Origin of the sequence: Marinomonas piezotolerans, assembly GCF_003362755.1 — a bacterium.
GTDB classification, from domain to species: domain Bacteria; phylum Pseudomonadota; class Gammaproteobacteria; order Pseudomonadales; family Marinomonadaceae; genus Marinomonas; species Marinomonas piezotolerans.
Genome location: NZ_QKRA01000002.1, coordinates 54,227 through 77,810, shown reverse-complemented (window position 1 = coordinate 77,810; position 23,584 = coordinate 54,227). Strand labels below are relative to the sequence as shown.

The 23,584-nt window shown below is 47.5% G+C and carries 23 protein-coding genes and 2 pseudogenes; 12 read left to right on the top strand and 13 right to left on the bottom strand.

Going from position 1 to position 23,584, the window contains the following annotated elements:
• Positions 1-49: 49 nt before the first annotated feature.
• From DN730_RS19330 to DN730_RS04325, 3 genes are all read right to left on the bottom strand, one after another.
• Complete coding sequence (locus tag DN730_RS19330) at positions 50-184, bottom strand: entericidin EcnAB (RefSeq protein WP_115466887.1); 135 nt, start codon at positions 182-184, stop codon at positions 50-52.
• An 85-nt stretch (positions 185-269) separates the two neighbouring features.
• Entirely contained in the window at positions 270-947 is a 678-nt protein-coding gene (locus tag DN730_RS04330; protein WP_115466886.1) for a type 1 glutamine amidotransferase domain-containing protein, read from the bottom strand.
• Positions 948-1,117: 170 nt separating this feature from the next.
• Positions 1,118-1,738, bottom strand: coding sequence for a DsbA family protein (locus DN730_RS04325; protein ID WP_115466885.1), 621 nt, complete (start codon positions 1,736-1,738; stop codon positions 1,118-1,120).
• A 111-nt stretch (positions 1,739-1,849) separates the two neighbouring features.
• On the opposite strand from DN730_RS04325, the gene DN730_RS04320 reads away from it, so the two are divergent.
• The 5 genes from DN730_RS04320 (at position 1,850) to DN730_RS04290 (ending at position 7,419) form a co-directional block, all read left to right on the top strand.
• Positions 1,850-2,749 (top strand): LysR family transcriptional regulator, encoded by a 900-nt coding sequence (locus DN730_RS04320; protein ID WP_115466884.1) that lies wholly within the window; start codon positions 1,850-1,852, stop codon positions 2,747-2,749.
• A 110-nt stretch (positions 2,750-2,859) separates the two neighbouring features.
• Positions 2,860-4,515, top strand: coding sequence for a SulP family inorganic anion transporter (locus DN730_RS04315; protein ID WP_115466883.1), 1,656 nt, complete (start codon positions 2,860-2,862; stop codon positions 4,513-4,515).
• Between the two features lie 801 nt (positions 4,516-5,316).
• Positions 5,317-6,429 carry a protein adenylyltransferase Fic gene (gene fic, locus DN730_RS04300; protein WP_115466882.1) on the top strand — a complete coding sequence of 371 codons (1,113 nt, stop codon included), beginning with the start codon at positions 5,317-5,319 and terminating at the stop codon, positions 6,427-6,429.
• A 431-nt stretch (positions 6,430-6,860) separates the two neighbouring features.
• Positions 6,861-7,085, top strand: coding sequence for a type II toxin-antitoxin system Phd/YefM family antitoxin (locus tag DN730_RS04295; protein ID WP_067221141.1), 225 nt, complete (start codon positions 6,861-6,863; stop codon positions 7,083-7,085).
• Positions 7,078-7,419, top strand: coding sequence for a type II toxin-antitoxin system RelE/ParE family toxin (locus tag DN730_RS04290; protein WP_158541175.1), 342 nt, complete (start codon positions 7,078-7,080; stop codon positions 7,417-7,419). Before DN730_RS04295 ends, DN730_RS04290 begins: the two co-directional genes overlap by 8 nt.
• Positions 7,420-7,601: 182 nt before the next feature.
• Here DN730_RS04290 and DN730_RS04285 read toward each other — a convergent pair.
• A pseudogene (locus DN730_RS04285) lies at positions 7,602-7,820 on the bottom strand (AAA family ATPase); the annotation flags it as partial.
• 129 nt (positions 7,821-7,949) lie between these two features.
• Between DN730_RS04285 and DN730_RS04280 the strand changes: the two are divergent.
• Positions 7,950-8,240: a helix-turn-helix domain-containing protein gene (locus tag DN730_RS04280; RefSeq protein WP_115466880.1), complete on the top strand. Its 291-nt coding sequence runs from the start codon at positions 7,950-7,952 to the stop codon at positions 8,238-8,240.
• Positions 8,230-8,424: pseudogene (locus tag DN730_RS04275) on the top strand (type II toxin-antitoxin system HipA family toxin); the annotation flags it as partial. The gene DN730_RS04280 and the pseudogene DN730_RS04275, both read left to right, overlap by 11 nt.
• Before the next feature lie 24 nt (positions 8,425-8,448).
• Here DN730_RS04275 and DN730_RS04270 read toward each other — a convergent pair.
• A complete protein-coding gene (locus DN730_RS04270) occupies positions 8,449-9,315 on the bottom strand; it encodes a YicC/YloC family endoribonuclease (protein ID WP_115466879.1) in 867 nt (288 codons plus the stop codon).
• 205 nt (positions 9,316-9,520) lie between these two features.
• Here DN730_RS04270 and rph point away from each other — a divergent pair, with 205 nt between their 5' ends.
• On the top strand, positions 9,521-10,240 hold the full coding sequence (rph, locus tag DN730_RS04265) for a ribonuclease PH (RefSeq protein ID WP_115466878.1): 720 nt from the start codon (positions 9,521-9,523) through the stop codon (positions 10,238-10,240).
• 165 nt (positions 10,241-10,405) lie between these two features.
• Positions 10,406-10,921 carry a hypothetical protein gene (locus tag DN730_RS04260; RefSeq protein WP_115466877.1) on the top strand — a complete coding sequence of 172 codons (516 nt, stop codon included), beginning with the start codon at positions 10,406-10,408 and terminating at the stop codon, positions 10,919-10,921.
• Between the two features lie 44 nt (positions 10,922-10,965).
• Here DN730_RS04260 and DN730_RS04255 read toward each other — a convergent pair whose 3' ends face one another.
• From DN730_RS04255 to DN730_RS04230, 6 genes are all read right to left on the bottom strand, one after another.
• Entirely contained in the window at positions 10,966-11,157 is a 192-nt protein-coding gene (locus tag DN730_RS04255; protein ID WP_115466876.1) for a YgaP family membrane protein, read from the bottom strand.
• 157 nt (positions 11,158-11,314) lie between these two features.
• Positions 11,315-12,925 (bottom strand): bifunctional UDP-sugar hydrolase/5'-nucleotidase UshA, encoded by a 1,611-nt coding sequence (gene ushA, locus DN730_RS04250; RefSeq protein ID WP_115466875.1) that lies wholly within the window; start codon positions 12,923-12,925, stop codon positions 11,315-11,317.
• 245 nt (positions 12,926-13,170) lie between these two features.
• The gene (locus DN730_RS04245) at positions 13,171-14,280 is read right to left on the bottom strand and encodes an ABC transporter ATP-binding protein (RefSeq protein ID WP_115466874.1); all 1,110 of its coding nucleotides are present in this window, start codon (positions 14,278-14,280) and stop codon (positions 13,171-13,173) included.
• A gap of 68 nt (positions 14,281-14,348) precedes the next feature.
• Entirely contained in the window at positions 14,349-15,230 is an 882-nt protein-coding gene (locus tag DN730_RS04240) for a carbohydrate ABC transporter permease (protein WP_115466873.1), read from the bottom strand.
• Positions 15,223-16,152 (bottom strand): carbohydrate ABC transporter permease, encoded by a 930-nt coding sequence (locus DN730_RS04235; RefSeq protein WP_115466872.1) that lies wholly within the window; start codon positions 16,150-16,152, stop codon positions 15,223-15,225. Before DN730_RS04235 ends, DN730_RS04240 begins: the two co-directional genes overlap by 8 nt.
• 65 nt (positions 16,153-16,217) lie before the next feature.
• Positions 16,218-17,468, bottom strand: a complete 1,251-nt coding sequence (locus DN730_RS04230) for an ABC transporter substrate-binding protein (protein ID WP_115466871.1) — start codon at positions 17,466-17,468, stop codon at positions 16,218-16,220.
• A 270-nt stretch (positions 17,469-17,738) separates the two neighbouring features.
• Between DN730_RS04230 and DN730_RS04225 the strand changes: the two genes are divergently transcribed.
• Genes DN730_RS04225 through DN730_RS04215 form a run of 3 tightly spaced genes read left to right on the top strand, consistent with a single transcriptional unit; the run spans position 17,739 to position 21,248 of the window.
• A complete protein-coding gene (locus DN730_RS04225) occupies positions 17,739-19,109 on the top strand; it encodes a sensor histidine kinase (RefSeq protein WP_115466870.1) in 1,371 nt (456 codons plus the stop codon).
• A complete protein-coding gene (locus tag DN730_RS04220) occupies positions 19,093-19,521 on the top strand; it encodes a response regulator (RefSeq protein WP_158541174.1) in 429 nt (142 codons plus the stop codon). Before DN730_RS04225 ends, DN730_RS04220 begins: the two co-directional genes overlap by 17 nt.
• Positions 19,522-19,529: 8 nt before the next feature.
• On the top strand, positions 19,530-21,248 hold the full coding sequence (locus DN730_RS04215; RefSeq protein ID WP_115466868.1) for a putative bifunctional diguanylate cyclase/phosphodiesterase: 1,719 nt from the start codon (positions 19,530-19,532) through the stop codon (positions 21,246-21,248).
• Here the strand turns inward: DN730_RS04215 and DN730_RS04210 are convergent.
• Both DN730_RS04210 and DN730_RS04205 read right to left on the bottom strand, forming a co-directional pair.
• Complete coding sequence (locus DN730_RS04210) at positions 21,228-22,679, bottom strand: ATP-binding protein (RefSeq protein WP_115466867.1); 1,452 nt, start codon at positions 22,677-22,679, stop codon at positions 21,228-21,230. The genes DN730_RS04215 and DN730_RS04210 overlap by 21 nt on opposite strands.
• Positions 22,666-23,415: a response regulator gene (locus DN730_RS04205; RefSeq protein ID WP_115466866.1), complete on the bottom strand. Its 750-nt coding sequence runs from the start codon at positions 23,413-23,415 to the stop codon at positions 22,666-22,668. Before DN730_RS04205 ends, DN730_RS04210 begins: the two co-directional genes overlap by 14 nt.
• Positions 23,416-23,584: the final 169 nt, after the last annotated feature.

The following is a 23,584-nucleotide window of genomic DNA, read 5'->3' as shown; positions in this document are numbered from 1 at the left end:
AGAGCGAGATGCTTGAGCCCGTGGCGGCGAAGCATAATCACACAATCGGTTAGTCGGTTGCGTCATTAATGGTTTCTTTGGTGTCATTCCAAATGTCAGACGAATCGTCTTTAACGCCTTCCCATGTGCTGGAACAGCCACTTAGAAAAAGCGTCAATGCAATCGCGAGTAATGGGTATTTCATAGTGTACCTCTCTGGTTTGTGAGTTACTTGACCATACCAAAGTTTTTATACGATTGCCGCTAGAGACGCCCAAATTTGAAAGCGGCTAACTCAAACGCTTGATCAAGGCTTCTGCGACGGCTTGCGAGCTGGCAGGGTTTTGCCCTGTGATCAGTCGACCATCTTCAACAATAAAGGTCTCCCAGTCGGGACCTTTTTTGTAATGTGCTCCCAAGTTTTTGAATTCGTCCTCCAATAGGAATGGCACGATATCAGTCAGGCCAACACCTTCTTCTTCTGAATTAGCAAAGCCTGTGACATCGCGGCCTTTTACTAATGGCTCGCCATTTTCAGCGCTGACATGGCGCAATACGCCTGGCGCATGGCATACAAAACTGATGGGTTTGCCGGAGCGGTCGAAGGCTTCAATTAAGTTGATCGAATCTTGTGAGTGCGCCAAATCCCATAATGGTCCATGCCCGCCAGGGTAGAAAACAGCATCGTAATCATCGGCTTTAATGTTGGCCAGTTTGTGGGTGTTTGCGAGTAATTTTTGCGCGTCTGGATCGTCTTTAAAGCGATTCGTCGCGTCTGTTTGAGCCTCTTCTGAATCACTTTTAGGATCCAATGGAGGTTGGCCGCCAGCAGGTGAGGCGAGCGTAATATGTGCTCCTGCATCCAAAAAGGCGTAGTACGGAGAGGCGAACTCTTCTAGCCAAAAGCCCGTTTTTTCACCTGTATCACCCAGTTGGTCATGAGATGTCAGTACCATTAAAATGTTCATAACTTACCTCGCTTTATCTTCGTTATGAAACATCCTTATGGGCAACCTAGTTCTGCTACAACCGTTGTCGTCGAAAAAAGTCGTAAAAACATAGTTGCTGCATATTCGTAAACAAGATGGGAAAAAGACCTCCTAAACCGATGGAGAAGAGGCCTTTTGAGCAAGTGGGCTTACATCAATGTCGCTAAATAGGCTTTCCAAGCATCGGGTCTGCCGTAATAGTCCGTGTGAGGTAAGCGATATAATCCCTTTTCTGTTTCCATGATGAACGTAGGGTAACCTCGAACCTGCATACTCGGCATAAGCTGTTGTGTGGCTTGAATGCTTTCGTGCGTTAAGGCTTCGGCCTCGGCAAACGCTGTTTGCCATGCCGAAGCCTCCAATCCCAGCGTTGCACCGATGTGTGCCAGTACTTCTGGTTTATAAGTAGGCAATGCATCAACATAATGGGCAGATTGAATGGCGGCGAGCATGGTCGCGCCTTCCACACCCAATTGTTTGCCGGCATAGAATGCTTGTGTGGTGACAAACGAATCCAAGATAACGTCTTCATTACTGGCAATGCGCTTCACGTAATCATCACTGAAGGTAACATGCGTCAACTCAGCAATGTGTTGGTCTGCGCGCAAAATATGCTGTTGAAAAGAAGGGTCGATTGCCTGCTTGGGCAACATGCCCCCCGGATGATAAAGCACTTCGATGTCCTGTTGCTCGGATAAGATGTTTACCAATGATGAGGCGCCGTAACACCAGCCACACATAGGGTCAAAGAAGTAATGTATTTTCGTCATGATTAATGTCCAACATTGAGTTTATGACAAGATACTAATTGGTTGAATAGATCAGAAAAACATCTCAAACTAAGCATCATTGTTTCATTTTTCGTTCAAATGAGAGGGCAGGTGGATAAACTAACCGCAGCGAAAGTCTTTGTCGACGTCGCCATGTCGCGTAGCTTCACCAAAACCGCAGAGCGTTTGAACATGTCACGCCCGATGGTGACGCGACATGTGGAAGCGGTGGAAGATTGGCTGAATGTTCGCTTGCTGCATCGAACGACACGTAATGTCTCTCTCACTAGTGCTGGCGAAGCCTGTTTGCAAGACATCGAACGCTGGTTACAGCAAGCTGAGCACATTACCAACTTGGCTAACACCCGTGGTGAATTAAGCGGTCTTATTCGCGTTGCCGCGAGTGTGTCGTTTGGTTATTCGAGCTTGCTGCCAGCGATCAAAACGTTTCTGGAGCAACACCCCAAGGTGTCCATTGATATTGATCTAGAAGACAGCGCCTCGGATCTCATTGAAAAAAGCATTGATTTGGCAGTGCGCATTTCCGCTGCCCCAGATCCCTCTCTAATTGGAAAGCCCATTGCCGTGTGTGATTCTGTTTTGGTTGCGGCGCCTCATTATTTGGAGAATGTCGCGGCGACGCTGGGCGAGATTCAGATCCCGAGTGACCTCGAACATCACGAATGTCTAGGCTATAAGAATTTCGATCGGCACGTATGGCATTTAACCAACCTAGATGAGTTCGCCGCGGTCAACATCACTTGTCGCTTCAGCGCAAATGAAACCACAACCCTGCTGCATGCGGCGTTACAGGGTATGGGCGTCGCCGTACAACCTGCGTATTTAGCAAATCCGTACATTCAGCAAGGTCGCTTGGTGCGTGTATTGCCCGAATGGCAGCCAAAGGATTTGTCGATTTACGTTCTGTATTCATCTCGAAAGCATCTGTCGCCCTCTGTTCGCGCTTTGATTGATCATTTACAGCAGTATTTTGTAACGCATCAATGGTGACGATTTAGGTCGCCTTAAGATCTGCCAGCCAGGCCCTGTTTTATGCTATCTTTGCAACAATTTTGGTCATCTTTGTAAAGACGTACTGTCGCTACCACTGGGGGTGTTTGTTGTTAGATTCTCGACGTTTTGCCACGTTTGATTTCAAGGGCGATGTATTTGGCGGTGTAACGACTGCGATTATCTCTTTGCCGTTGGCATTGGCGTTTGGTGTCGCGTCTGGCGCGGGAGCTGAAGCAGGGCTTTGGGGCGCCATTCTCGTTGGTTTATTTGCTGCACTGTTTGGTGGTTCGTCCACGCTGATTTCCGAGCCGACAGGCCCGATGACCGTGATCATGACGGCCGTGTTGACCAGTATGATGGCGGATTACCCCGAGACAGGGATGGCAATGGGCTTTACCGTGGTGATGATGGCCGGTGCTTTTCAGATGTTGCTGGGGTGGTTGAAGCTCGGCAAGTACGTCACCTTAATGCCCTACAGTGTGGTCTCTGGCTTTATGTCGGGGATCGGCGTGATTTTGATTATTCTCCAATTGTCTCCGCTGTTAGGCTCGGCTGCGCCAGCGGGCGGAGTCAGCGGCACCTTAGCGGCACTTCCCGATACCTTGGCCAATATCCAATGGCGCGAGTTGCTACTCGGCATTTTGACTTTGTCTATCTTGTTCTTTCTACCAAAGCAGTACCGCAAGTATGTCCCTGCGCAATTGGTGGCGCTGGTCGCGGTCACGCTGTTTTCCGTCATCTTGTTTGATACCGACAGCATTCGTCGTATCGGTGAGATTCCGTCGGGATTACCTTCTTTGGTGCTGCCGCACTTTAATACCGAGATGTTTACCAAAATGGTTGTAGATGCTTTGGTGCTTGGCACATTAGGGTGCATTGATACCTTGCTGACCGCTGTCATCGGCGATTCCTTGACGCGTAAAGAGCATGACTCGGATAAAGAGCTGCGCGGGCAGGGGTTAGCCAATATGATTTCTGGGTTGTTCGGTGCTTTGCCGGGCGCGGGTGCGACCATGGGAACCGTGACCAATATTCAAGTCGGCGCGCGCTCTCCTGTATCGGGCATCGTGCGCGCCTTGGTGTTGGCGATTGTAGTATTGGTCGCTGGCGGCTTAACCGAACCGATTCCGATGGCGGTCTTGGCGGGTATTGCGGTGTATGTCGGCTTTAACATCTTGGACTGGAGCTTTTTGCAGCGCGCTCATAAAGTCAGCTTATCCGGCATGGCAGTGATGTACGGCGTGATGTTGCTGACCGTCTTTGTCGACCTCATCGCTGCGGTGGGCTTGGGGGTTTTCATCTCCAATATCATCATCATTGAAAAACTAAGCCGCGAACAAACCCGCCAAGTCAAAGCCATCAGTGACTCGGACAACAACGACGTGCCGCTGACCCCAGATGAAAGCGCCATGCTCGACCAAGCCCAAGGTAAAGTGCTGTTCTTCTACCTATCTGGGCCAATGATCTTCAGCGTCTCTAAAGCGATCTCACGCCAACATGCGCGCATCGCCGACTATGAAGTCATGATCCTCGACCTGAGCGACGTCCCCATGATCGACGTCACCGTCGGACTCGCGCTTGAAAACGCCATCAAAGACGCCAACGACGCCCACTGCGAAGTGTTCTTACTCTGCCCTAATGAACGCACTCAAGAGCAACTCGATAAATTCCAAATGATGAACCTCATCTCAGAAGGCAACAACTGCACCTCCCGCAAACAAGCCCTCCAAGCGGCGTTGGAGTATATAGAAGCAAAAGCCTAATCTCTGCCTGAGAGTAGAAAGCCCTTCTGATACGAATGTATGAGCAGGGCTTTTTCATTTCGAGAGAGTCTATTTTCGGCTGCTTATAAAATGTCATTTATGGATCGCCAAGTTTCTCAATCTAAATGATACCCAAGTCACACAAATTTACGATGAAGTATTAAATGCGGTTAAGCAATGGCAAACCGTTGCTAAGCAGCTAGGGATCATCCGAGCCGAGCAAGCCATGAAACAATCGGCGTTTAACGTTTAATGAGTAAGTGAAATGATAGTTTCGCTTTCAGTCTTTGCCTCACACTTCATTTTTGTAACACACCACTTATCCCTTAGGCTTTTGGGGTTGAATGGTCAAAGCCTTATTTAACGCCACTTAGCCACCCAGCAACAGCTATTTGATCAAATGCAACAACTACAGAGCGAAGTGCAAGCACTGCGCTGGGAAATGAACAAGCCAAGAGAATAATGACTCAAGATTCAGGGCCTGCTCATGGAGTAGTGGTCTAAATTCTCAAAATATCAATAGCTTATCGAAAAGAAACCGTTCATTGCCCTGCGCTTTGATGGCAAAGCATCACAAACCAGCTCGGCATCCGCCTCAGCGCACAACTTGCTAAACAAAAATCGATTAATGTTTGTTGGGTTATGTATAAAAAATACGAAAAAATAGACATGTCATCAGGATTTTTTATTTTCATGTCGAAAAAATGAGAAAATTTCGACATGAAGTCTTGTTATGTCGATGGTATCGACATAAGCTACAAAACAAATGAAGATATGTCGAAATTGTGAGGGAATTTAAACATGAGCTTTCGTTCTGATCAGCCATATAACCAGTTGCCGCCACTTCCTCCCAATATTGATTTGATAGAAACAAGAGTCGTACTTAAAGCCTGCATTAGTGCGAGAGCCGCATTGGCAGAGTTAAAACAAGCGGGAGAATTACTTCCGAATCAGGGGATGTTGATCAATTTGCTACCTCTCTTAGAGGCAAAAGACAGCTCTGAAATAGAGAACATTGTCACGACGACTGACCAGTTATTCCAATATGCACAAGAAGACACAGGGGCTGACCACGCGACAAAGGAAGCATTACGCTACCGAACGGCACTGAATCAAGGTTTTAAACAACTGACCCACAGACCGTTATGCAGCAATACAGCAGTTGAAGTGTGCAGCACCTTGAAAAATACGGATATGGATATTCGTAAAGTCCCTGGGACTGTCATTGGCAACCAAACAACGGGAGAGATTGTTTATACGCCACCTGTTGGTGAAGACGTTATTCGTGGTTTACTGGCCAATTGGGAGCGTTTTTTACACGACGAGGATGACATTGACCCTCTGATTAAAATGGCGGTGAGTCACTACCAGTTCGAAGCGATCCATCCTTTTTACGATGGCAATGGCCGTACTGGACGGATTTTGAATGTACTGTTTCTGATTGAACAAAAACTGCTCAGCTTACCGATTTTATATTTAAGTCGTTATATCGTGCAGAACAAGCGAGACTACTATCGGCTCCTCAACCAAGTTACGCGTGAGCAAAACTGGCAAGATTGGTTGCTCTTTATCTTACAAGGTGTAGAGCAGACTTGCCTTTGGACGTGTAAAAAAATCGCCGCCATTAAAGCGTTGATCGACATCACTGCAGACTATGTCCGTGACCAACTGCCAAAAATATACAGCTATGAACTCGTTCAACTCATATTCGAACAACCTTATTGCCGTATTAGTAATCTCGTCGAAAAACACATCGCCAAGCGACAAACAGCCTCGACCTACCTTAAAAAACTGACAGACATTGGTGTTTTAAAAGAAGTGTCAGTAGGAAAGGAAAAGCTTTTTGTTCACCCCAAGCTGATGCAACTCATGACACAAGATGACAACGACGTGAGAGCTTATGATGTTGAGTGAGTCTTGGGATCTATTGTATTACTTTAACCTGGGAAGCCGTTTTATATACCGTTAATATGATTGAAGGATGAATGATGAGTCGATTGATAGAGCATTGAAGCGCGTTATGAAGAAGACACTATTTGGCTTTCTCAAAAGCTGTTCTCATTTTATTTATCCTTAGATTAGAAAAAATCGGCCGAAGCCGATTTTTTCGCCTTAACAGCAAGCGTAACTGAATCGCTGCGTACAAGGCTGAGTTGTAAGACTTATAATAGTGATCATTTTGGCAATGTTGGATTCGACATAAACTATCTGTTAGTCACAAACTATAGTTTTAAACTATATTAAGGCGAGTCCATTCTAGATTCCCAGTGATAGAGAAAACGTGAGGTAGGCTAAAGTAAATTGTCGGTCTATAATTAGTCCATATTTAGACTAATGGGATTTTTATGAATATTCAAACCGTGTCCTACCTGAAAGCAAATGCCAATAACCTCTCTTTAGATGATCCTTTGCACGTCACTCAAAACGGAAAAGAAGTGTATGTTGTACAAGACTCGCAGGCTTACTATGAGCAGCAAGAAACCATTGCTTTGCTTAAGCTGATTAACCTTTCTGAGCGCAGTTTGAATCAAAAGGGTGAGCTGTCTTTGGATGAGGCCTTTGATGTCTGAGTCTTTTCAAATTGTTGCTTCGCCAGTATTTAAAGAGACACTCAAAAAGCTATCAGCATTTTTAACACGCAAACATGGAGCCGTTGTAGCTGGTGACGCAAGGAACTTAATTAAGCAACAGGTTCTGGAACTGAGTCATCATCCCTTTTCCTCCCCGATTAGTGAGCGGTTAGCTGCTTTGGGTTTTATGGACTATCGCCAAATGCTGGTCGCTCAGCATAACTTAGTGTTCTATCGGGTCGATGAAGAGGCAAACAAGGTTGTACTTATTGCTGTGATGGACAGTCGACAAAGCATTGAACAGCTGCTTTATGAAACCATGCTGGTGCTTTAGAGGATGAAAGAGCCCAAGAATCTGAAAGCGAAGGACTGGGAGAGAAGTAAAATATGACACCTAAAATTCCCATTAATCCTGTCGGTTTAGAGCCAGAATTAGAGCGCTAGTAAGTAAAACGAGTCAGAGTTAAATTAAGCTTAGAGTCACTTTGTTTAGAACACAGGGTTCGCAACGCTCTTTTACCATCTCTGCGGTAAATACTGGGTGAAATACAATGGCATCACGATGTTGGTTTGCTCTAACGCCGATGAGCCTTGTGCATCAGTGAGTTTGAATGTTTTGTTTGGTGCGCATTTATCAATGTAAGACGCGAATGATTTTGCGAGGGTACGTTTACCGCTTTTGACTTCAACAGGGACGATATCGCCTTCATCGGTTGCCAAAATAAATTCGATTTCGGTAATCCCTTTAGCACTTTTATGCGCATAAAAATGTTGGTTTTGTTTTTCTGTCAGAGGTAACAAATAGCAGTTTTGAAAGGCTTTATCGAGTAAAGTTCCAATACTGTATCCATTTGGTCTTTGCAGATGAATTTTACCTTACTTGATGATACCGATGTCAGCCAAGCCTATGCGGCTTATTTGCGAGAGTTACGCCAACAAGCAAAGCTGTCACGAGCGGCACTGGCTGAACGAAGCTGTGTACCTGCGGCCACCATTAAGAAATTTGAGCTGACCGGGCAAATTTCGTTTCGCCAATTGCTGTTGCTTTGGCAGACCCTTGATTCGCTAGATAGGCTTTATCAGCTCACACAGCCGAGCAAAGAACGCGCTGCTATACCCACGAGTATTGATGAGGTGCTAAAAGATGAGTTTTAAACCCATTCAAAAACTCATGGTAACTCGTACGTTAAGCTCAGGTGAGCAGGTTGCTGTAGGGGTCTTGGCGCAGAATCGGCAAGGCGTTTTTTTTCAGTATGCAGACGGCTATTTGCAGCAGTTTGGCAATTTATCACCTTTTACCTTGCAAGCGAACGCGCAGGTTCAAGCCGCACCTAAAGCATTGCTACCAACCCCTTGATCGAAATTATTCGATGTTTTGAATCTGCTCTCTCATCTGTTCAATCAACACCTTCAATTCCACGGCGCTTTGGGTGGTTTCCACGACGATGGATTTAGACGAAAGGGTGTTGGCTTCGCGGTTTAGTTCTTGCATGAGGAAGTCGAGTCGGCGGCCGATGGGGCCTTTTTGTTGTAGCTGACGGCGGACTTCTTTGGTGTGGGTGGCAAGACGATCCACTTCTTCGGCGACGTCGGCTTTTTGTGCCAGCATGACGATTTCCGCTTCGACGCGCATCGGGTCAAGTTCGACTTTGGCTGCTTCCAGCTTATCTAGCAGGTTTTGTTTCTGCGCGGCGATGATGGTCGGCAGTTTCTCTTTTACATCAGCGACGATGGCGTCGATGGCATCCAGTCGTTCAATAATGATGGCGTCGAGCTGCTCGCCTTCACGGTTACGCACGGTGATCATTTCGTCGACGGCTTTGTGAAACAACTCCACTACGGCTTTTTTCATCATATCGGCGTCTACGCTGTCATCACTTAGGATGCCAGGCCATTGGAGGACGTCTAGTGGCGACGGCGCGTTAAGGTTGCCAAACCAGGTGCCTAGCTCGTTCACGGCATTGGCGAGCGCTTGGGCATTGTCGGCATTGATTTTAAGACCTTTGGCAGCGGTGTCCTCGGCGTAGAAGCGCAGTTGGCATTCTACTTTGCCGCGGTTGAGCTTTTTGCGCAGTACATCGCGGAAGCTGAATTCCAATTCACGGAATTGCTCAGGTAGACGAAAGTGTGGCTCAAGGTAGCGTTGGTTAACAGAGCGAACTTCCCAGCTAATCGTCCCCCAATCGTACACAGCTTCTTGGCGTGAAAAGGCGGTCATGCTTGCAGTCATAAAAATCCCTAGTAGCTCAATAAAATATGCCGCTAGTGTAACGCAACTTGGTTTATCGCGTCAGGTTAGGGCCAGTAATATTTGATTGTGTTAAGGCAGGACAAGATTCAGGTGTTTAGGGCGTGTTTTTCTGTCGTTGGGCAGGCATTTTATGTGTGGTTCGTTATAATCATGGCTTTGAAACGATGAACAGAGAGTCTTATATATGCGTCCTAGCGGTAGAGCAGCCGATCAATTACGTCCGATGAAATTTACTCGTAACTTTACTAAGCACGCTGAAGGGTCCGTCTTGGTCGAGTGTGGCGATACCAAAGTGATTTGCACCGCGACGGTGGTACCTGGTGTGCCGCGTTTTTTGAAAGGTAAAGGTCAAGGTTGGATCACCGCTGAATACGGCATGTTGCCACGTTCTACACACAGTCGAATGGATCGAGAAGCCGCTCGTGGTAAGCAAGGTGGCCGCACGGTTGAAATTCAACGTCTGATTGGTCGTTCGTTACGTGCTGCGATTGATTTGAAGAAATTGGGTGAATACACCATCACCATCGATTGCGATGTGATTCAAGCTGATGGCGGCACACGTACCGCGTCTATTTCAGGTGGTTTTGTTGCGCTGGCGGACGCGGTGAAGACGTTGGTCGAGAATAAGAAGATCAAACAAAATCCAATTGTGTCTCAGATTGGTGCGATTTCAGTGGGTGTTTACAAGGGCACGCCAGTACTGGATTTGGATTACCCAGAAGACTCTAGCGCTGAAACCGATATGAATGTGATCATGAATGACAAAGGTGGCTTCATCGAGATTCAAGGCACCGCAGAAGGCGAAGCGTTTGATGATGAGCACATGATGGGCATGTTAAAGGTGGCCCGCAAAGGCATCAACGAAATTATGGCGATGCAGCGCGACGTGTTATTTGATGCGTAAACGCCGCTACGAATGATTTGGAAGGCCCTATTGAGGGCCTTTTTTTATGGGGTGTCGAGAGTCAGCCAGAGTGGTTGATTGCTCTTTTTTGTTATTGGATATGATGGGTTATGGTCATTCTCTCTAGGTTGCTATGTGGCATGATGCTCTAGCGGAGGAAAGACTATGAATAATAAAAAAAGACTCGTTATTGCATTGGCCACTTGCCTAACGGCTTCGGTATATGGTCAAACGCCTATTGATGGCGATTGGCAGCTGCAAAGCCCCAGCAATACGCAAGCCACTTTAGATGAAGCGGTCGATACGGTGGTAAAGGAAATGAATTTCTTTATTCGCGGGTTTGCTCGATCTGCGCTTGAGAAGGAAGCGGTTGTTTGCCAGCAATGGCAGATGCAATCCGATGCGAAACACTTTACGTGGCAATGTGATGACCAAGCACCTGTGACGATTTCGCGAATCGGTGCCATGTCGCTCAAAGGCGATGATGATCGTACGATTACGGCGACAATGCGTGAGACGGGCGGTCGTGTGGAGACGACGCTGGTGTCTGAGCGGGGCAAGCGTACAAATATATGGCAGTTAAACTCTTCAGAAGAGTTGGCGTATACAGCCGTATTGGAGTCGGAGAAGCTACCGAAGCCACTCCAGTGGACATTGATCTATCGTCGAGTTACACCCTAGAAAGCGAGCCAATGCTCGCTTTTTTTAGGTGATCTTTTAAGTGATTACTTTTTTAACTTGCAGGTATTAATCCCCAGCAAGGTGTATAACCCGCAAAAGTTAAAGACGCCTGTTGCTAATGGGATAACGCCAAGGTAGCCCCAAGCACCGATGACGCCTGTGAGCGCCAGTGCAATGAGTAACACACCAACGCCTATTCGTAGTCCTTTGTCTAACCCGCCGACATTCGCTTTCATGATGACTCCCTTTTAAAGACTCTAATAAATAACCTGAGTATAGGTGTAATTATTACATTAGCAAATGCTAATAATTGAAAAGGCGAACGTAGATCAAAAAAATGCCCAAGATGCATCGCATATTGGGCGTTGTTTTGTCGGTCAGGGTGAATAATGCTTAACGCATCACATCACCCGTTGGCGCGTATTGAGATATGGCGATGGGTGAGTAATCACGAATGTATTGCACTAATACGTCAGCATCGACGTAACCAGAGTTCACGTAGGTTGGATGGTCGGTCACTTTTGGGTAACCATCACCACCTGATGCAGTGAAGCTGTTGATCGCAATGCGGTAAGTGCGGCTATCGTCTAATGGCTTACCGTCTACTTTGATTTGGGTCGCTTTGCCGTCTTGTAGAACTAATGACACACCTTGGAACTGAGCAAAAGCACCTGATCCCGCTTGCTTGCTCGCTGCGACAGATAGGTAGTCTTTTAGATCTTCGGCTGACAAGTCCACGTATGACAGAGCGTTACCAAATGGTTGTACCTGCAGGACAGATTTGTAGGTGATTTTCCCTGCAGGGATGTCATCACGGATACCACCGGAGTTCATGATGGCGATATCGGCATCGACTTTTTTCATCATGGCCGCCGCAATTAAGTTACCGAGGTTGGTTTCCTCTGACCGCACAACAGAGCGCTCTCCGACTAGCTTGCCATCGGTATAACCGATTTCCACATTGAGCTTTTCCTGACCTAGCTCTTGGTAAGGCTGAAGCATGGCCAACATAGTCGGGTCTTTGGCGATTTCTTTATCAACGTAGACGCGTTCGCTCGTACCGTCATCTTTTTCAACTTTCTTCTTCAAGTTTACCGGGATCAGTTTGTAGTCAGACGCTACGATGTCGCCATCTACGATGGTCATATCTAGGCGACCAACATATTTACCCCATTCGTGTGCTTGTAGAATCAGTGTGCCGCTTTGTACATCAGGTTCGAACAGCGGATTTTGTGAGTGACCGCCAACGATGACATCGATCCCAGGAACGGTGCGCGCAAGCGTGACATCGCCCGGTGCGTTGCCACCATAGTTGCCATTGTCGTAGTGCCCCATATGTGTCACGGCAACAATAAGATCCGATTTTTCTTGTAGCTCAGGAATTAACTCTTTGGCCACTTCGATTGGCGATTTGATCGTTAGGCCTGTTAGGTACTCGGGATTACCGATTTTAGCTGTATCGTCTGTCGTAAAGCCAACCACCGCAACCCGAAGGTCGTCGACTTGGAAGATTTTGTACGCGTCAAACAGCGGCTCGCCAGTACTGTCATCAATGATGTTCGCTGATAGGAACGGGAAGCCCGCCCATTCATGTTGTTGTCGTAACACTTCGACGGGGTTATCAAATTCGTGGTTACCCAGTGCCATCGCATCGTATTGCAACATGTTCATGCCGCGAAAATCTGGCTCTGCATCTTGTAGATCGGATTCTGGAACCCCTGTGTTGATATCACCACCTGATAGCAACAACGTATTACCATCGGCTAAGGCAACTTCTTCGCGAATATTATCCACTAGGGTTTTGCGAGCCGCCATGCCGTACTCACCGTTGCGGTTTTCCCAGAAGCGACCATGGTGGTCATTAGTGTGCAGAATCGTCAGGTGGTATTCCTTGCCGTCTTCCCACATCGGTGCTGATTCATCTGTGCTCATGACAGAACAGCCCGTTAGGGCAATCACCACACCCGATAAGGCAAATTGAGCAAAATAGCGTTTTGCGTTCATTCTTGTGTCCTTTCTGTGATGTTCATATCGAATAGCCAAGGTTTCTTGACCCATTATGAAGTAGTAGATTTTTTATCCACTTACAAATCAATGTAACTGAATATTATGACAAGTTCGAGGTTAATCCTGACCTTTTGTGCAAAAATTTTATGGGTTCTCAAGCAGCTTGTTCATAACGTTGTTTTACAAGCAAAAAAAAGCCGGCTCACGCCGGCTAAAACTTTTATCAGCCTTACCTAAACACACTAACCATCAATTCGTTGGCCATTGGCTGGATCAAAGGCGACCGCTTTTGAGGTGTCAAACATCATTGGGATGGTTTCACCTGCTTTGGCTGGATAAGCTGGGTTTGAGCGACAGTTTACTTCGGCGCCAGAGATACGAGTCAGTACCATAGTGTCTGCGCCCATCGGCTCAGTGACTTCGACATCGATGTCTGCTTTGACGACAAAATTTGCGCCTTCTTTGTGAGGCTGAGGCTCTGTGATCATCTCTGGGCGCAGTCCCAACAGCACTTCCTTACCTAAGTAGGATTTCAGGCTCTCTTGATCAGGGAACGGTAACACCGTTGGTTTAGTTGCTTGCAGTTCCAATGCGTATGCGCCGTTTTGCTCAACCACTTTCGCAGGGACGAAGTTCATTGCTGGAGAACCCATGAAGCCCGCGACAAATAAGTTCGTTGGGTTGTCGTAGATTTCTTGTGGTGTGCCGAGTTGTTGTACTTCGCCGTCTTTCATCACCGCGATGCGATCAGCAAGGGTCATGGCTTCGATTTGATCGTGGGTGACGTAGACGATGGTCGTGCCCAGTTTCTGATGCAGCTTTTTGATTTCGGTACGCATCTCGACGCGTAGTTTCGCATCCAGGTTAGACAGTGGCTCGTCGAATAGATACATCTTTGGACGACGGGCTAGGGCGCGACCCATCGCCACACGTTGGCGCTGACCACCAGAGAGTTGTGCTGGCTTGCGCTTCAGCAAGTGGCCGATTTGCAGCATGTCAGCGACACGTTGTACTTCCGCTTCGCGTTCCTCTTTCGGAACCTTGCGCATTTCTAGGCCGAAAGAGATGTTTGCGGCGACGGTCATGTTGGGATACAGCGCGTAAGACTGGAATACCATTGCAATATCACGATCTTTTGGGCTTGAGAAAGTGACGTCTTTATCGCCGATTAGAATCCGGCCTTCGGATACGTCTTCTAAGCCTGCAATAGAATTCATGAGCGTGGATTTACCACAGCCAGACGGCCCAACCAAGATCAAGAATTCACCAGGTTCAATTGAGATATTGATCCCTTTTAGGATCTCGGTTTCGCCGTAGCGTTTTTTTACATTTTCAATGACTAGACTTGCCATGTTATTTCTCCAAATTCTGTAACGGGCCAGCGGATGTTGTCGCCGGCACTGTGTTCAACCTTAAAAACTTAACCTTTCACTGCACCAGCGGTTAGGCCGCGAACGAAGTATTTACCTGCAAGCACATACACTAATAAGGTAGGCAGGGCCGCGATGATGGCCGCGGCCATATCGACGTTGTATTCCTTACCACCAAAGCTGGTGTTGACTAGGTTGTTAAGGGCTACCGTCACAGGTTGTGTGTCGAAGCCAGAGAATGCCACACCAAACAGGAAGTCGTTCCAGATTTGAGTGAACTGCCAAATAACCGTGACGACGATGATCGGCGTCGAAACGGGCAAGATGATGCGATAGAAGATAGTGAAGAACCCTGCACCGTCAAGGCGCGCTGCTTTCACAAGCTCCACCGGAATAGATTGGTAGAAGTTACGGAAAAACAGCGTGGTAAAGGCCACACCATACACGACGTGCACCATCACCAAGCCGGTTGTGGTGTTCGCGATGCCTAACCAACCTAGTGTGCGTGCCATCGGCAACAAGATCACTTGGAAGGGAATGAAACAGCCCACCAATAACGCTGCGAAGAATAAGTCACTGCCTTTGAATTTCCAGTGAGAAATCACATAGCCATTCAGGGCACCCAACAGCGTTGAAATGGCAACGGCAGGGATAACGATTTTAAATGAGTTGAAGAAGTACGGTGCCATGCCTTCACACTGGCTCCCAGTACACGCTCCGTTCCATGCTTTTGACCAAGCGCTGAAATCCAGCGAGCTTGGCAATGATAACAAGGTGCCTGATCGGATTTCTTCCACGTCTTTTAAAGACGTAAGCAGCATGACAATGAAAGGAGCCAAGTACACGGTCGCCATGCCGAGTAGGCAAACATAGAGCGCGACACGAAGGACTTTATCTAACCCTGAGGTTTGGCGTTTTGCTACGTTACTCATGGCGCTCACCTCGTAGTTCTGAGTACAAATATGGAATCAAGATGGCTAATACGCAGCCCAACATCACCATAGCAGAGGCGGCACCTAGGCCGATTTGGCTACGGGTAAAGGCATGGGCGTACATGAAGTTAGCGGGTAAGTCAGACGAGTAGCCTGGACCACCATTCGTCAACGCTGCGACTAAGTCAAAGCTCTTGATGGCAATGTGTGACAGGATCACCAGCGCACTGAAAAATACAGGTTTAAGCGACGGCAGAATAATACGACGATAAGTGGTAAATGTGCTCGCACCATCCAATTGTGCGGCTTTAATCATTTCGCCGTCGACACCGCGTAGCCCTGCTAAGAAGAGCGCCATAACAAAGCCAGAGGCTTGCCACACCGCTGCAATAACCAAACAGTAGACCACCATGTCTGGGTCAGACAGCCAGTTGAAGCGGAAGTCTTCGAAGCCGAATTCGATCATCATTTTCTCGATACCGTTGGTTGGGTTAAGCAACCATTTCCATGCGGTACCTGTCACGATGAAAGAAATCGCCATGGGGTAAAGGTAAATGGTGCGAATAGCACCTTCGGCGCGGATCTTCTGATCCAAGAAGATGGCCAACATGACGCCTAAAAATAGACAGATCAAGATGAACAATCCACCGAAGACGCCCAAGTTTGATAGGGCAACCATCCAACGGTCGTTCATAAATAAACGCTCGTATTGATCAAAACCAACGAACTTATAGGTCGGTAACATACGAGAGTTTGTGAAAGAGAGTACGGCCGTCCATATCATATAGCCGTAGATACACACGATGGCGGCTACGGCCGTCGGTGCCATGACAATTTTGGGCATCCAATCGGCCAAACTTAGGCGCGCAGGACGACCAGCTTGAGTCGCTCCAGACCCAGCTTTGGCGGCAATTTTATTCATAATGGGTGCTTCTACTTTAAGGAGAGAAGAGAGGCCAACCTAGCGGCTGGCCTCGGTTTTAACACTTAGTATGTGCTAGCTTTTACAGCGCGAGCTAGACGGTCTACGGCCTCTTCAGCCGTCATCGAGTCGCTGTTGTAGAAGTTTGTTACAACGTCAAACATCGCACCTTGAACCATAGAGTTCACCGACATGCCGTGCGCCATACTTGGTACAAGGTCACCCGTTGTTGAACTGGCTAAGAAGGCATCCATCGAAGCGTGTGCACAGCTGTCGAACTTGTCACGTGGCATGTTCAAACGAGCAGGGATGGAACCTTTATTTAGGTTGAATGTTTCTTGGAAGGTTGGCTCAAGCATCAATTTAGCAAGGTCTTGTTGTGCTTTTTGAGACTCTTTGTCGTCCACTTCAAACATCGCTAGGGAGTCAATGTTAAAGGTGAATTGGCCGCTTGTACCAGGTGCTGCATAACAAACGTAATCAATGCCTGCTTGTTTACCTGCAGCAGTGAATTCGCCTTTCGCCCAGTCACCCATGATTTGCATGGCTGCGTCACCATTGATCACCATAGACGTTGCGATGTTCCAATCGCGGCCTGAGAAGCCAGGGTCTACGTAAGCGCGGGTTTTTTTGAACGTTTTGAATACGTCAATCATATCGTCACTACGCAGTGTTTTCTCATCCAAGCCCATGAATGCGGCGCTGTAGAATTGAGAGCCTTTAGACAAAGCAATGGCTTCGAACAGTGTTGCGTCCTGCCAAGCTTGGCCACCGTGAGCAAGTGGTGTAAAGCCTGCAGCTTTGATTTTGTCTGCGGCTTTGAAGAACTCGTCCCAAGTACCTGGGATCGATGCACCTGCTTTTTTGAAGACTTCTGGGTTTGCCCACATCCAGTTTACACGGTGTACGTTGACTGGAGCGGCAACGTAGTGGCCATCGTATTTCATGACATCACTGACCACTTGCGGAAGGACAACATCCCAATCGCCTTGGTCGGCAACGGCATCAAGATTGGTTAGGAATCCGAGATCGCCCCACTCTTGGATGGTAGGACCTTTGATTTGTGCCGCGGCAGGAGGGTTGCCTGCAATCGCGCGAGATTTTAGAACCGTCATGGCTGATTCACCGCCGCCGCCTGCGACAGCAAAGTCTTTCCAGGTGTGGCCTTGTTCTTCCATCAATTCTTTTAGGACGTTGATCGAAGCAGCTTCACCACCGGATGTCCACCAATGAAGTACTTCTACTTCCCCTGCGTGAGCTGTCGCAGCGGCAACAGAAATGGCAAGACTAGATAGACCTAATGCTATTTTTTTCATGATTAGTAACCCTTGTTATTGTTATGGCACTTTTAGCTAATGTCGTTATGTCATTTGCATTAAGAATGCTGATTAAGACCTATCCAATGTAGCAAACCTTGTGAACCCGAGTGGTAAAGTAGAGCAACCAAATGTATCAAAGTCTTGCAAAGCCGTATCGGTCACCAACGAATTCTTTTACCGAACGGTTAAAATGACGGCTGCTCGTCACAAAGTTCTCCTATACTTCATTGAGTTAGTAGCTTAAGGCTAGACCAACAAGGAGTTGTTATGGACTTAAATATGGGAGAGGACATTGTCATATTGGTGGTGTATTGCCTCGTGCTTTTGTTCTTTGGACTGGTTGTTCAACGACGCTCACGTGAGCTAGAACACAGTAATCAGCGACTTAAAGCAGAAGTTGAACGTCGTGAAAAAGTCGAGGCAGAGCTGCGTCAACTGTCCGATTCATTGGAGCAAGAAGTCGATCAGCGTACGCGTGAGTTACAAGACATTCAGGTCGCTCTTGAGCGCGAAGTGAAGGCAACCGAGCTAGCAAAACAGCGTATGACCAGCATCTTTGAGTCGGCTCCAAATGGCATGTTGGTAGTCAATAAAGAAGGTGTGATCACCCAAGCCAATAGTATGGTGGCGTCTATTTTTCGTTGTTCTGCACAAGAGTTGGTGGGGCAATCGGTGGAAAGCTTGGTGCCTCAAGAATTGCGCGAACAGCATCACCATAATCGTCAAGAGTTTCAGCAACAGCCTTCTAAGCGCATGATGGGCGCTCGCCGTGATCTGTATGGCGTCCGTTTCGATGGATCACGGGTGCCCGTGGAAGTTGGCTTGCACCCTGTTGGGCTAGATGGCGGTGCCGAAATTGTCGCGGCAGTGGTGGACATCAGTGAGCGAAAAGCTTACGAGCAGCGTATCCATGAACGTAATACGGCATTGGAATCTTCAAACCGTGAGTTGCAGGAGTTTGCGTTCATCGCGTCCCATGACTTGCGCGAACCCTTGCGCAAGATCATTTCATTTTCAACGCTATTACAAGAAGGTGAATACGGAGAATTTACTCAAGAAGGTAATGAATTCTCAGGTTATATCGTCAGTGCTGCCGAGCGTATGCGTGATTTGCTGAGTGATCTATTGGCCTATAGCCGTGTGACTTCGAAAGCTAGCCCCTTCAAGCGGGTTCGCTTAAATAGCTTACTGGATGAAGTGTTGGACGATTTGCAATTAATGATTGAAGAGACGGGAGCCGAGATTCATGTGGCCGATTTGCCGATTTTAGCTGTGGACAAAGTTCAATTTCGGCAACTGTTTCAAAATCTCATTGGTAATGCGTTGAAGTATCACCACCCCTCGCGAGTGCCCATTATTCAGATCGAAGATCACAGTGATGAGCACTACGCTCGAATCGTCGTGCAGGATAATGGTATTGGGTTTGATCAGGCTCAAGCGGAGCACATCTTTGAGGTCTTTAGACGCTTGCATACGATGCATGCGTTCCCTGGCACTGGAATGGGGCTGGCGATTTGCCGAAAGATCGTCCAGCGACACGGCGGTCATATTTATGCACATTCCAAAGAAGGCGAGGGGACGCGTATGACGATTGAGCTTGTTCACGAGGATGGTGGGCGCGATGACAGAAGTGAATAAACATGCATCAATGCTAATGTTTGACGATGATGCAGAAGATGCGCTATTAGTTAAAACAGCAATACGGCGAATAGAGTATCCGATTCAGTTTGTGCACCTACAAACGGGTACAGAATTTTTAGCCGAGCTAGAATGGATTAAACAGTCTCCCGAGCGTATGCGGCAAACATTGCTGTTACTCGATCTGAATATGCCAAGTAAAAATGGCATCGAGTGGTTGCGTGAACTCCGTGAACAGAGCGCCTTTAACGATTTAACCATTGTCGTGTTTTCTACGTCTAATATGGCGGAGGAGCGCGCCCGTAGTCGATTGTTAGGGGCCGATGACCACCTAGGGAAGCCCGACAGTGTTAACGATTTAGAGAAACAATTGTTACGGCTATACGAACGTTGGCTAAAGCCCGCTATGTAGAGAAAATTATGGACAAAAACACGTTATCAGTTCTCGTTGTTGAGGATGACTGGGAAGACTACCTTTTGGTGCGAACGTATTTGCACAGAGCAGTGCAATCGCAGTTTGATTTAAAGCATGTGGTGACGCTTGAAGAGGCCTTGCAAGCGCTCGTTGAGCAAGAGTTCGACATTGTTTTGGCCGATTACTTCTTGCAGGGTAATACGGCGATGGACCTGCTAAAGCACCTAAAGCTGACAGGGCTAGATGTGCCGGTCGTTGTACTGACAGGCGGCGATGCATCGGATTTAGATGACACGCTGATGCAACTAGGGGCGTCCGATTTTATTCCCAAAGATGAAGTGACCACCGGCTTGTTAGAGCGCAGCATACGCCACGCTATCGAGCGTAAGCGCTCTGAGCAACAAATCTCATTATTGATAAAGCGCGACCCGTTGACGGGGTTGGGTAATCGAATGATTTTTGAAGAGCATACTGAGCTCGCGATTGCTCGGGCGAAACGCTATAAGAACCAACTCGCCATTGCGTTTTTAGATTTGGATCGTTTTAAAAACGTGAACGATACATTGGGTCACCATGTGGGCGATCTGCTGCTGACCTTGATCGGTAGCCGTATACAAGCCGCGACAAGAAAAAGCGATGTTGTCGCGCGTATCGGAGGAGATGAATTTACTCTGATGCTCGACAATGTGTCTGACATTAAGAGTTTGGATACCGTCGCTGAGAAGATCTTAGCTGAGGTCATGCGCCCCGCTCAGTTGGACGGCAAATTGCTGGATGTTTCTGCCAGCATGGGGATTGCTATCTATCCTGATCATGGACTTACAGTGTCAGAGCTGATGCGCAAAGCCGACATGGCATTATATGAGTGTAAGACTCGTGGAGCGGCCCATCATCTTGTGTTTACCGATTGTCTTCAAGCGCGCCTGCAAAAAGAAATACGAGTAGAAAACGGTTTACATCGGGCGTTGAACAATAACGAATTTGAGCTTCATTATCAGCCTGTGATCAATATGCAAGATGGCAGTTTGTTGGGGGTGGAAGCACTGATTCGTTGGTGTTTGCCAGATGGTACGATCGTTATGCCAAACGACTTTATTCAAGAAGCGACTCGCGTTGGTTTGACGGCAGAATTGGGTGAGTGGGTGGTGGAGGCGGCATGCCAACAGCTGCGATGTTGGCTAGACCAAGGTTTTACGCTAAGCATGTCAGTCAATATTTCCCCGCATCATTTGCGTTATATTGGCTTCGATCAAATGATCCTCGATACGGTCAATAAGTACCAAATACCGCCTAGTTTATTGATTTTAGAGCTGACGGAAGAGGTGTTTGTTGACTCTGGTGTGGCGAGTTTCGATACGCTTAATGCGTTGCGAAACGCGGGTATTAAAATAGCGATTGATGATTTTGGTACGGGGTATTCGTCACTGCGGTATTTGAAAACACTGCCGATTGATCGAATAAAAATCGATCGCTGTTTTGTCTCTGAAGATAACCTTGAAGCACTATCGGACCCCCTGATCACGCAAGCGATTATTTATCTATGCCAAGGGTTAGGTCTGGATCTGGTGGCGGAAGGTGTGGAAAGCGAAGAACAAGCCAATTGCTTGCAGCAACAGGGCTGCATGACAGGGCAAGGCTTTTTGTATGCTCGACCTATGACTGCAGACGCTTTGACAGAGTGGATGGGGAGTCGTGCTACAGCGCTAGTGTCGGGGCAGCCATAGGCGCGCTTCTAAGCCACCTTGAGAGCGATTTCTGAGTGTCACTTCACCACCGTGTGCGCGGGCAATGTTTCTCGCAATGCTCAGTCCCAGCCCCATATTGCTGCTTGATCGACCACTGTTTGTGTTCGCTAGGCGCGTATAGGGCTGGAACATCTCATTTATTTTCGTATCTGGAATACCGGGGCCATCATCACAAATACGAATACTCAATTCGTTTTCGCTGTCTTCTATCCATATATTGGCTCGATGGCCGTAAAATAATGCGTTATCTACTAGGTTGCCAAGGCATCGCCGAATGGCGAGGGGTTTGCCGATAAAAGGGTGCGTTAAGTGGCCATGTAAGGTGACATTTTCTTGGTGTTGATTGGCGCTTGTTTGGATATCCTGTAGGAAACGCATCACGTTCACTTCTACGCGATTTTCGTGAATATCGGTCTCTTTTACACTCTGAAGTGCACCTTTTACCAACATATCTAAATCTTCAAGATCGCGAATCATGGCATCGCGGGTCGGCTCATCCTCAAGCATTTCAGCACGCAGTCTTAACCGCGTTATCGGTGTTTTAAGGTCATGTGATATTGAAACAAAGAGGCGCTCACGATCATCTAAATAGCGCTGAATACGCGATTGCATATCATTAAATGCATGCGCGGTATGACGAACTTCTAATGCACCGACTTCACGCAATGGCTCGTAGTCACCTTGACCAAATCGCTCTGCAGCACGCGCTAATACGGCGAGAGGTCGGGTCGTGCGGCGTAAGATGAGCAAGGTTAATAGAAGCACTGCGATGACAGAAATCACCAATGAAATCACACGGTCGCGGCTCAAAGGAGAGCTTTCTTCTAAGAAATAAGGGTCCGGCATCAGACTAGCCAGATAGAGCCAATCCGAATCATTAATAGGGATCTGGATCACGATGATTGGTGGCGTTAACGGCTTCACTAAGAGGCTATGATGCCCCCAACGCTCTGGCAAATCGGCTAACCTTGTGTGGTTGTTGATCACGTGGAGGTCGTCTGGCCGTGAAAATGCTATTTTGGCATTCCTTATGCCTAACTGCTTGGCCAGTGTGTTTTGTACTTCTTCTTTAACGATTTCTTTTAGAGGCGAGCCTTCAATCGGATTGATTAGGATCTCTTCTTTATTCAAGGTGACAAAAAATCGAGTGCCACCCATGTCCTGTAGCTGATCGATTACGATATGGCGATAGTTTTGCGGCAACGAACTGAAGTAACTAACGGTTGCAGCGATACGAAACGCCATGTGTTTGGAGACTTCACGCACATTTTGGCGGGTGTCGGCCTCAACCTGATGGAGCCAGATAGACGAGCCAATAAGCTGCGCAGCGGCCACCCCTACCGTCATGATAATGACAATTTGCCCGGTTAGGGATTGGAAGGCGTTCCGTAAGCGCTTAGTGAAGGCCATGGTTGCTGGCTTCGACCTGAGCTGTGAGAATGTATCCTTGACCTCGCACGGTTTTAATTAATTGTGGTTGTCGCGCATCCTCACGCAGTCGCTGGCGCAAGCGGCTAACATGCACATCAATAAATCGATCTAACGGAGTGGAATCGCGGCCCCGTGTATTTTCGGCAATGTAATCGCGACTAAGCACAGCCCCTGGGTTGGTTACAAACAGCATCAGCAAATTGTAGTCCGCGCCGCTTAAGGCTTCTTTTTCATTATTTACCCATAATTCACGCGTCAAAGTATCCAGCTCAAATTGAGCAAAGCGATAGAAGCGTTGCGCTTGAGGAATCGGCTCTGGGGCGGGTTCATGCGCTTCGATTTGTTCCATTCGGCGGTGTATTGCCTTGATACGGGCTAACAGCTCGCGAGGGTTAAATGGTTTAGCGAGGTAGTCATCCGCACCGATTTCAAGCCCGATAATACGGTCCATTTCGTCTGAGTTAGCGGTGAGCATAATGACAGGGACATTCGATAACGTTCGTAACGAACGACAGACTGAGAAGCCATCAGCGCCGGGTAAACGAATGTCTAGGATCACCAGATCAATGCCCAAGTCGGGATCAAAGCCTTCTAAAAAAGCCTCTCCTGAATCCGCTGTTAACACCGAATATTGGTTTTTTTCCAAGTAGGATTTTAGCAGCGAACGAATATCATCATCATCGTCAACAACGTAGATACGTTTTGTTTTTGTCATATGAGTCTATCTGGCGATTAATTAAGCAGATTAAACAAAGAGTCTAGCAAGAAACCGTTTGTTAACCAACGAGTGAGAGAATAGAGTCGGAGCAGTTCTGTGTATCGGGCGTAATGAACATTGCGTATCGGCGCTGGTGTACGCATACTTTTTAAATTGACTGTAAAAA

What these genes read in the sequence shown, in the direction of transcription:
- DN730_RS04220 (WP_158541174.1), top strand. Translation starts at nt 19,093, where the DNA reads ATGACAGAAGTGAATAAACATGCATCAATGCTAATGTTTGACGATGAT.
- DN730_RS04295 (WP_067221141.1), top strand. Translation starts at nt 6,861, where the DNA reads ATGAATATTCAAACCGTGTCCTACCTGAAAGCAAATGCCAATAACCTC.
- DN730_RS04215 (WP_115466868.1), top strand. Translation starts at nt 19,530, where the DNA reads ATGGACAAAAACACGTTATCAGTTCTCGTTGTTGAGGATGACTGGGAA.
- DN730_RS04280 (WP_115466880.1), top strand. Translation starts at nt 7,950, where the DNA reads ATGAATTTTACCTTACTTGATGATACCGATGTCAGCCAAGCCTATGCG.
- DN730_RS04255 (WP_115466876.1), bottom strand. Translation starts at nt 11,157, where the DNA reads ATGAAAGCGAATGTCGGCGGGTTAGACAAAGGACTACGAATAGGCGTT.
- DN730_RS04260 (WP_115466877.1), top strand. Translation starts at nt 10,406, where the DNA reads ATGAATAATAAAAAAAGACTCGTTATTGCATTGGCCACTTGCCTAACG.
- DN730_RS04330 (WP_115466886.1), bottom strand. Translation starts at nt 947, where the DNA reads ATGAACATTTTAATGGTACTGACATCTCATGACCAACTGGGTGATACA.
- DN730_RS04235 (WP_115466872.1), bottom strand. Translation starts at nt 16,152, where the DNA reads ATGAATAAAATTGCCGCCAAAGCTGGGTCTGGAGCGACTCAAGCTGGT.
- rph (WP_115466878.1), top strand. Translation starts at nt 9,521, where the DNA reads ATGCGTCCTAGCGGTAGAGCAGCCGATCAATTACGTCCGATGAAATTT.
- DN730_RS04230 (WP_115466871.1), bottom strand. Translation starts at nt 17,468, where the DNA reads ATGAAAAAAATAGCATTAGGTCTATCTAGTCTTGCCATTTCTGTTGCC.
- DN730_RS04270 (WP_115466879.1), bottom strand. Translation starts at nt 9,315, where the DNA reads ATGACTGCAAGCATGACCGCCTTTTCACGCCAAGAAGCTGTGTACGAT.
- DN730_RS04290 (WP_158541175.1), top strand. Translation starts at nt 7,078, where the DNA reads ATGTCTGAGTCTTTTCAAATTGTTGCTTCGCCAGTATTTAAAGAGACA.
- DN730_RS04210 (WP_115466867.1), bottom strand. Translation starts at nt 22,679, where the DNA reads ATGGCCTTCACTAAGCGCTTACGGAACGCCTTCCAATCCCTAACCGGG.
- DN730_RS04245 (WP_115466874.1), bottom strand. Translation starts at nt 14,280, where the DNA reads ATGGCAAGTCTAGTCATTGAAAATGTAAAAAAACGCTACGGCGAAACC.
- ushA (WP_115466875.1), bottom strand. Translation starts at nt 12,925, where the DNA reads ATGAACGCAAAACGCTATTTTGCTCAATTTGCCTTATCGGGTGTGGTG.
- DN730_RS19330 (WP_115466887.1), bottom strand. Translation starts at nt 184, where the DNA reads ATGAAATACCCATTACTCGCGATTGCATTGACGCTTTTTCTAAGTGGC.
- fic (WP_115466882.1), top strand. Translation starts at nt 5,317, where the DNA reads ATGAGCTTTCGTTCTGATCAGCCATATAACCAGTTGCCGCCACTTCCT.
- DN730_RS04205 (WP_115466866.1), bottom strand. Translation starts at nt 23,415, where the DNA reads ATGACAAAAACAAAACGTATCTACGTTGTTGACGATGATGATGATATT.
- DN730_RS04240 (WP_115466873.1), bottom strand. Translation starts at nt 15,230, where the DNA reads ATGAGTAACGTAGCAAAACGCCAAACCTCAGGGTTAGATAAAGTCCTT.
- DN730_RS04325 (WP_115466885.1), bottom strand. Translation starts at nt 1,738, where the DNA reads ATGACGAAAATACATTACTTCTTTGACCCTATGTGTGGCTGGTGTTAC.
- DN730_RS04225 (WP_115466870.1), top strand. Translation starts at nt 17,739, where the DNA reads ATGGACTTAAATATGGGAGAGGACATTGTCATATTGGTGGTGTATTGC.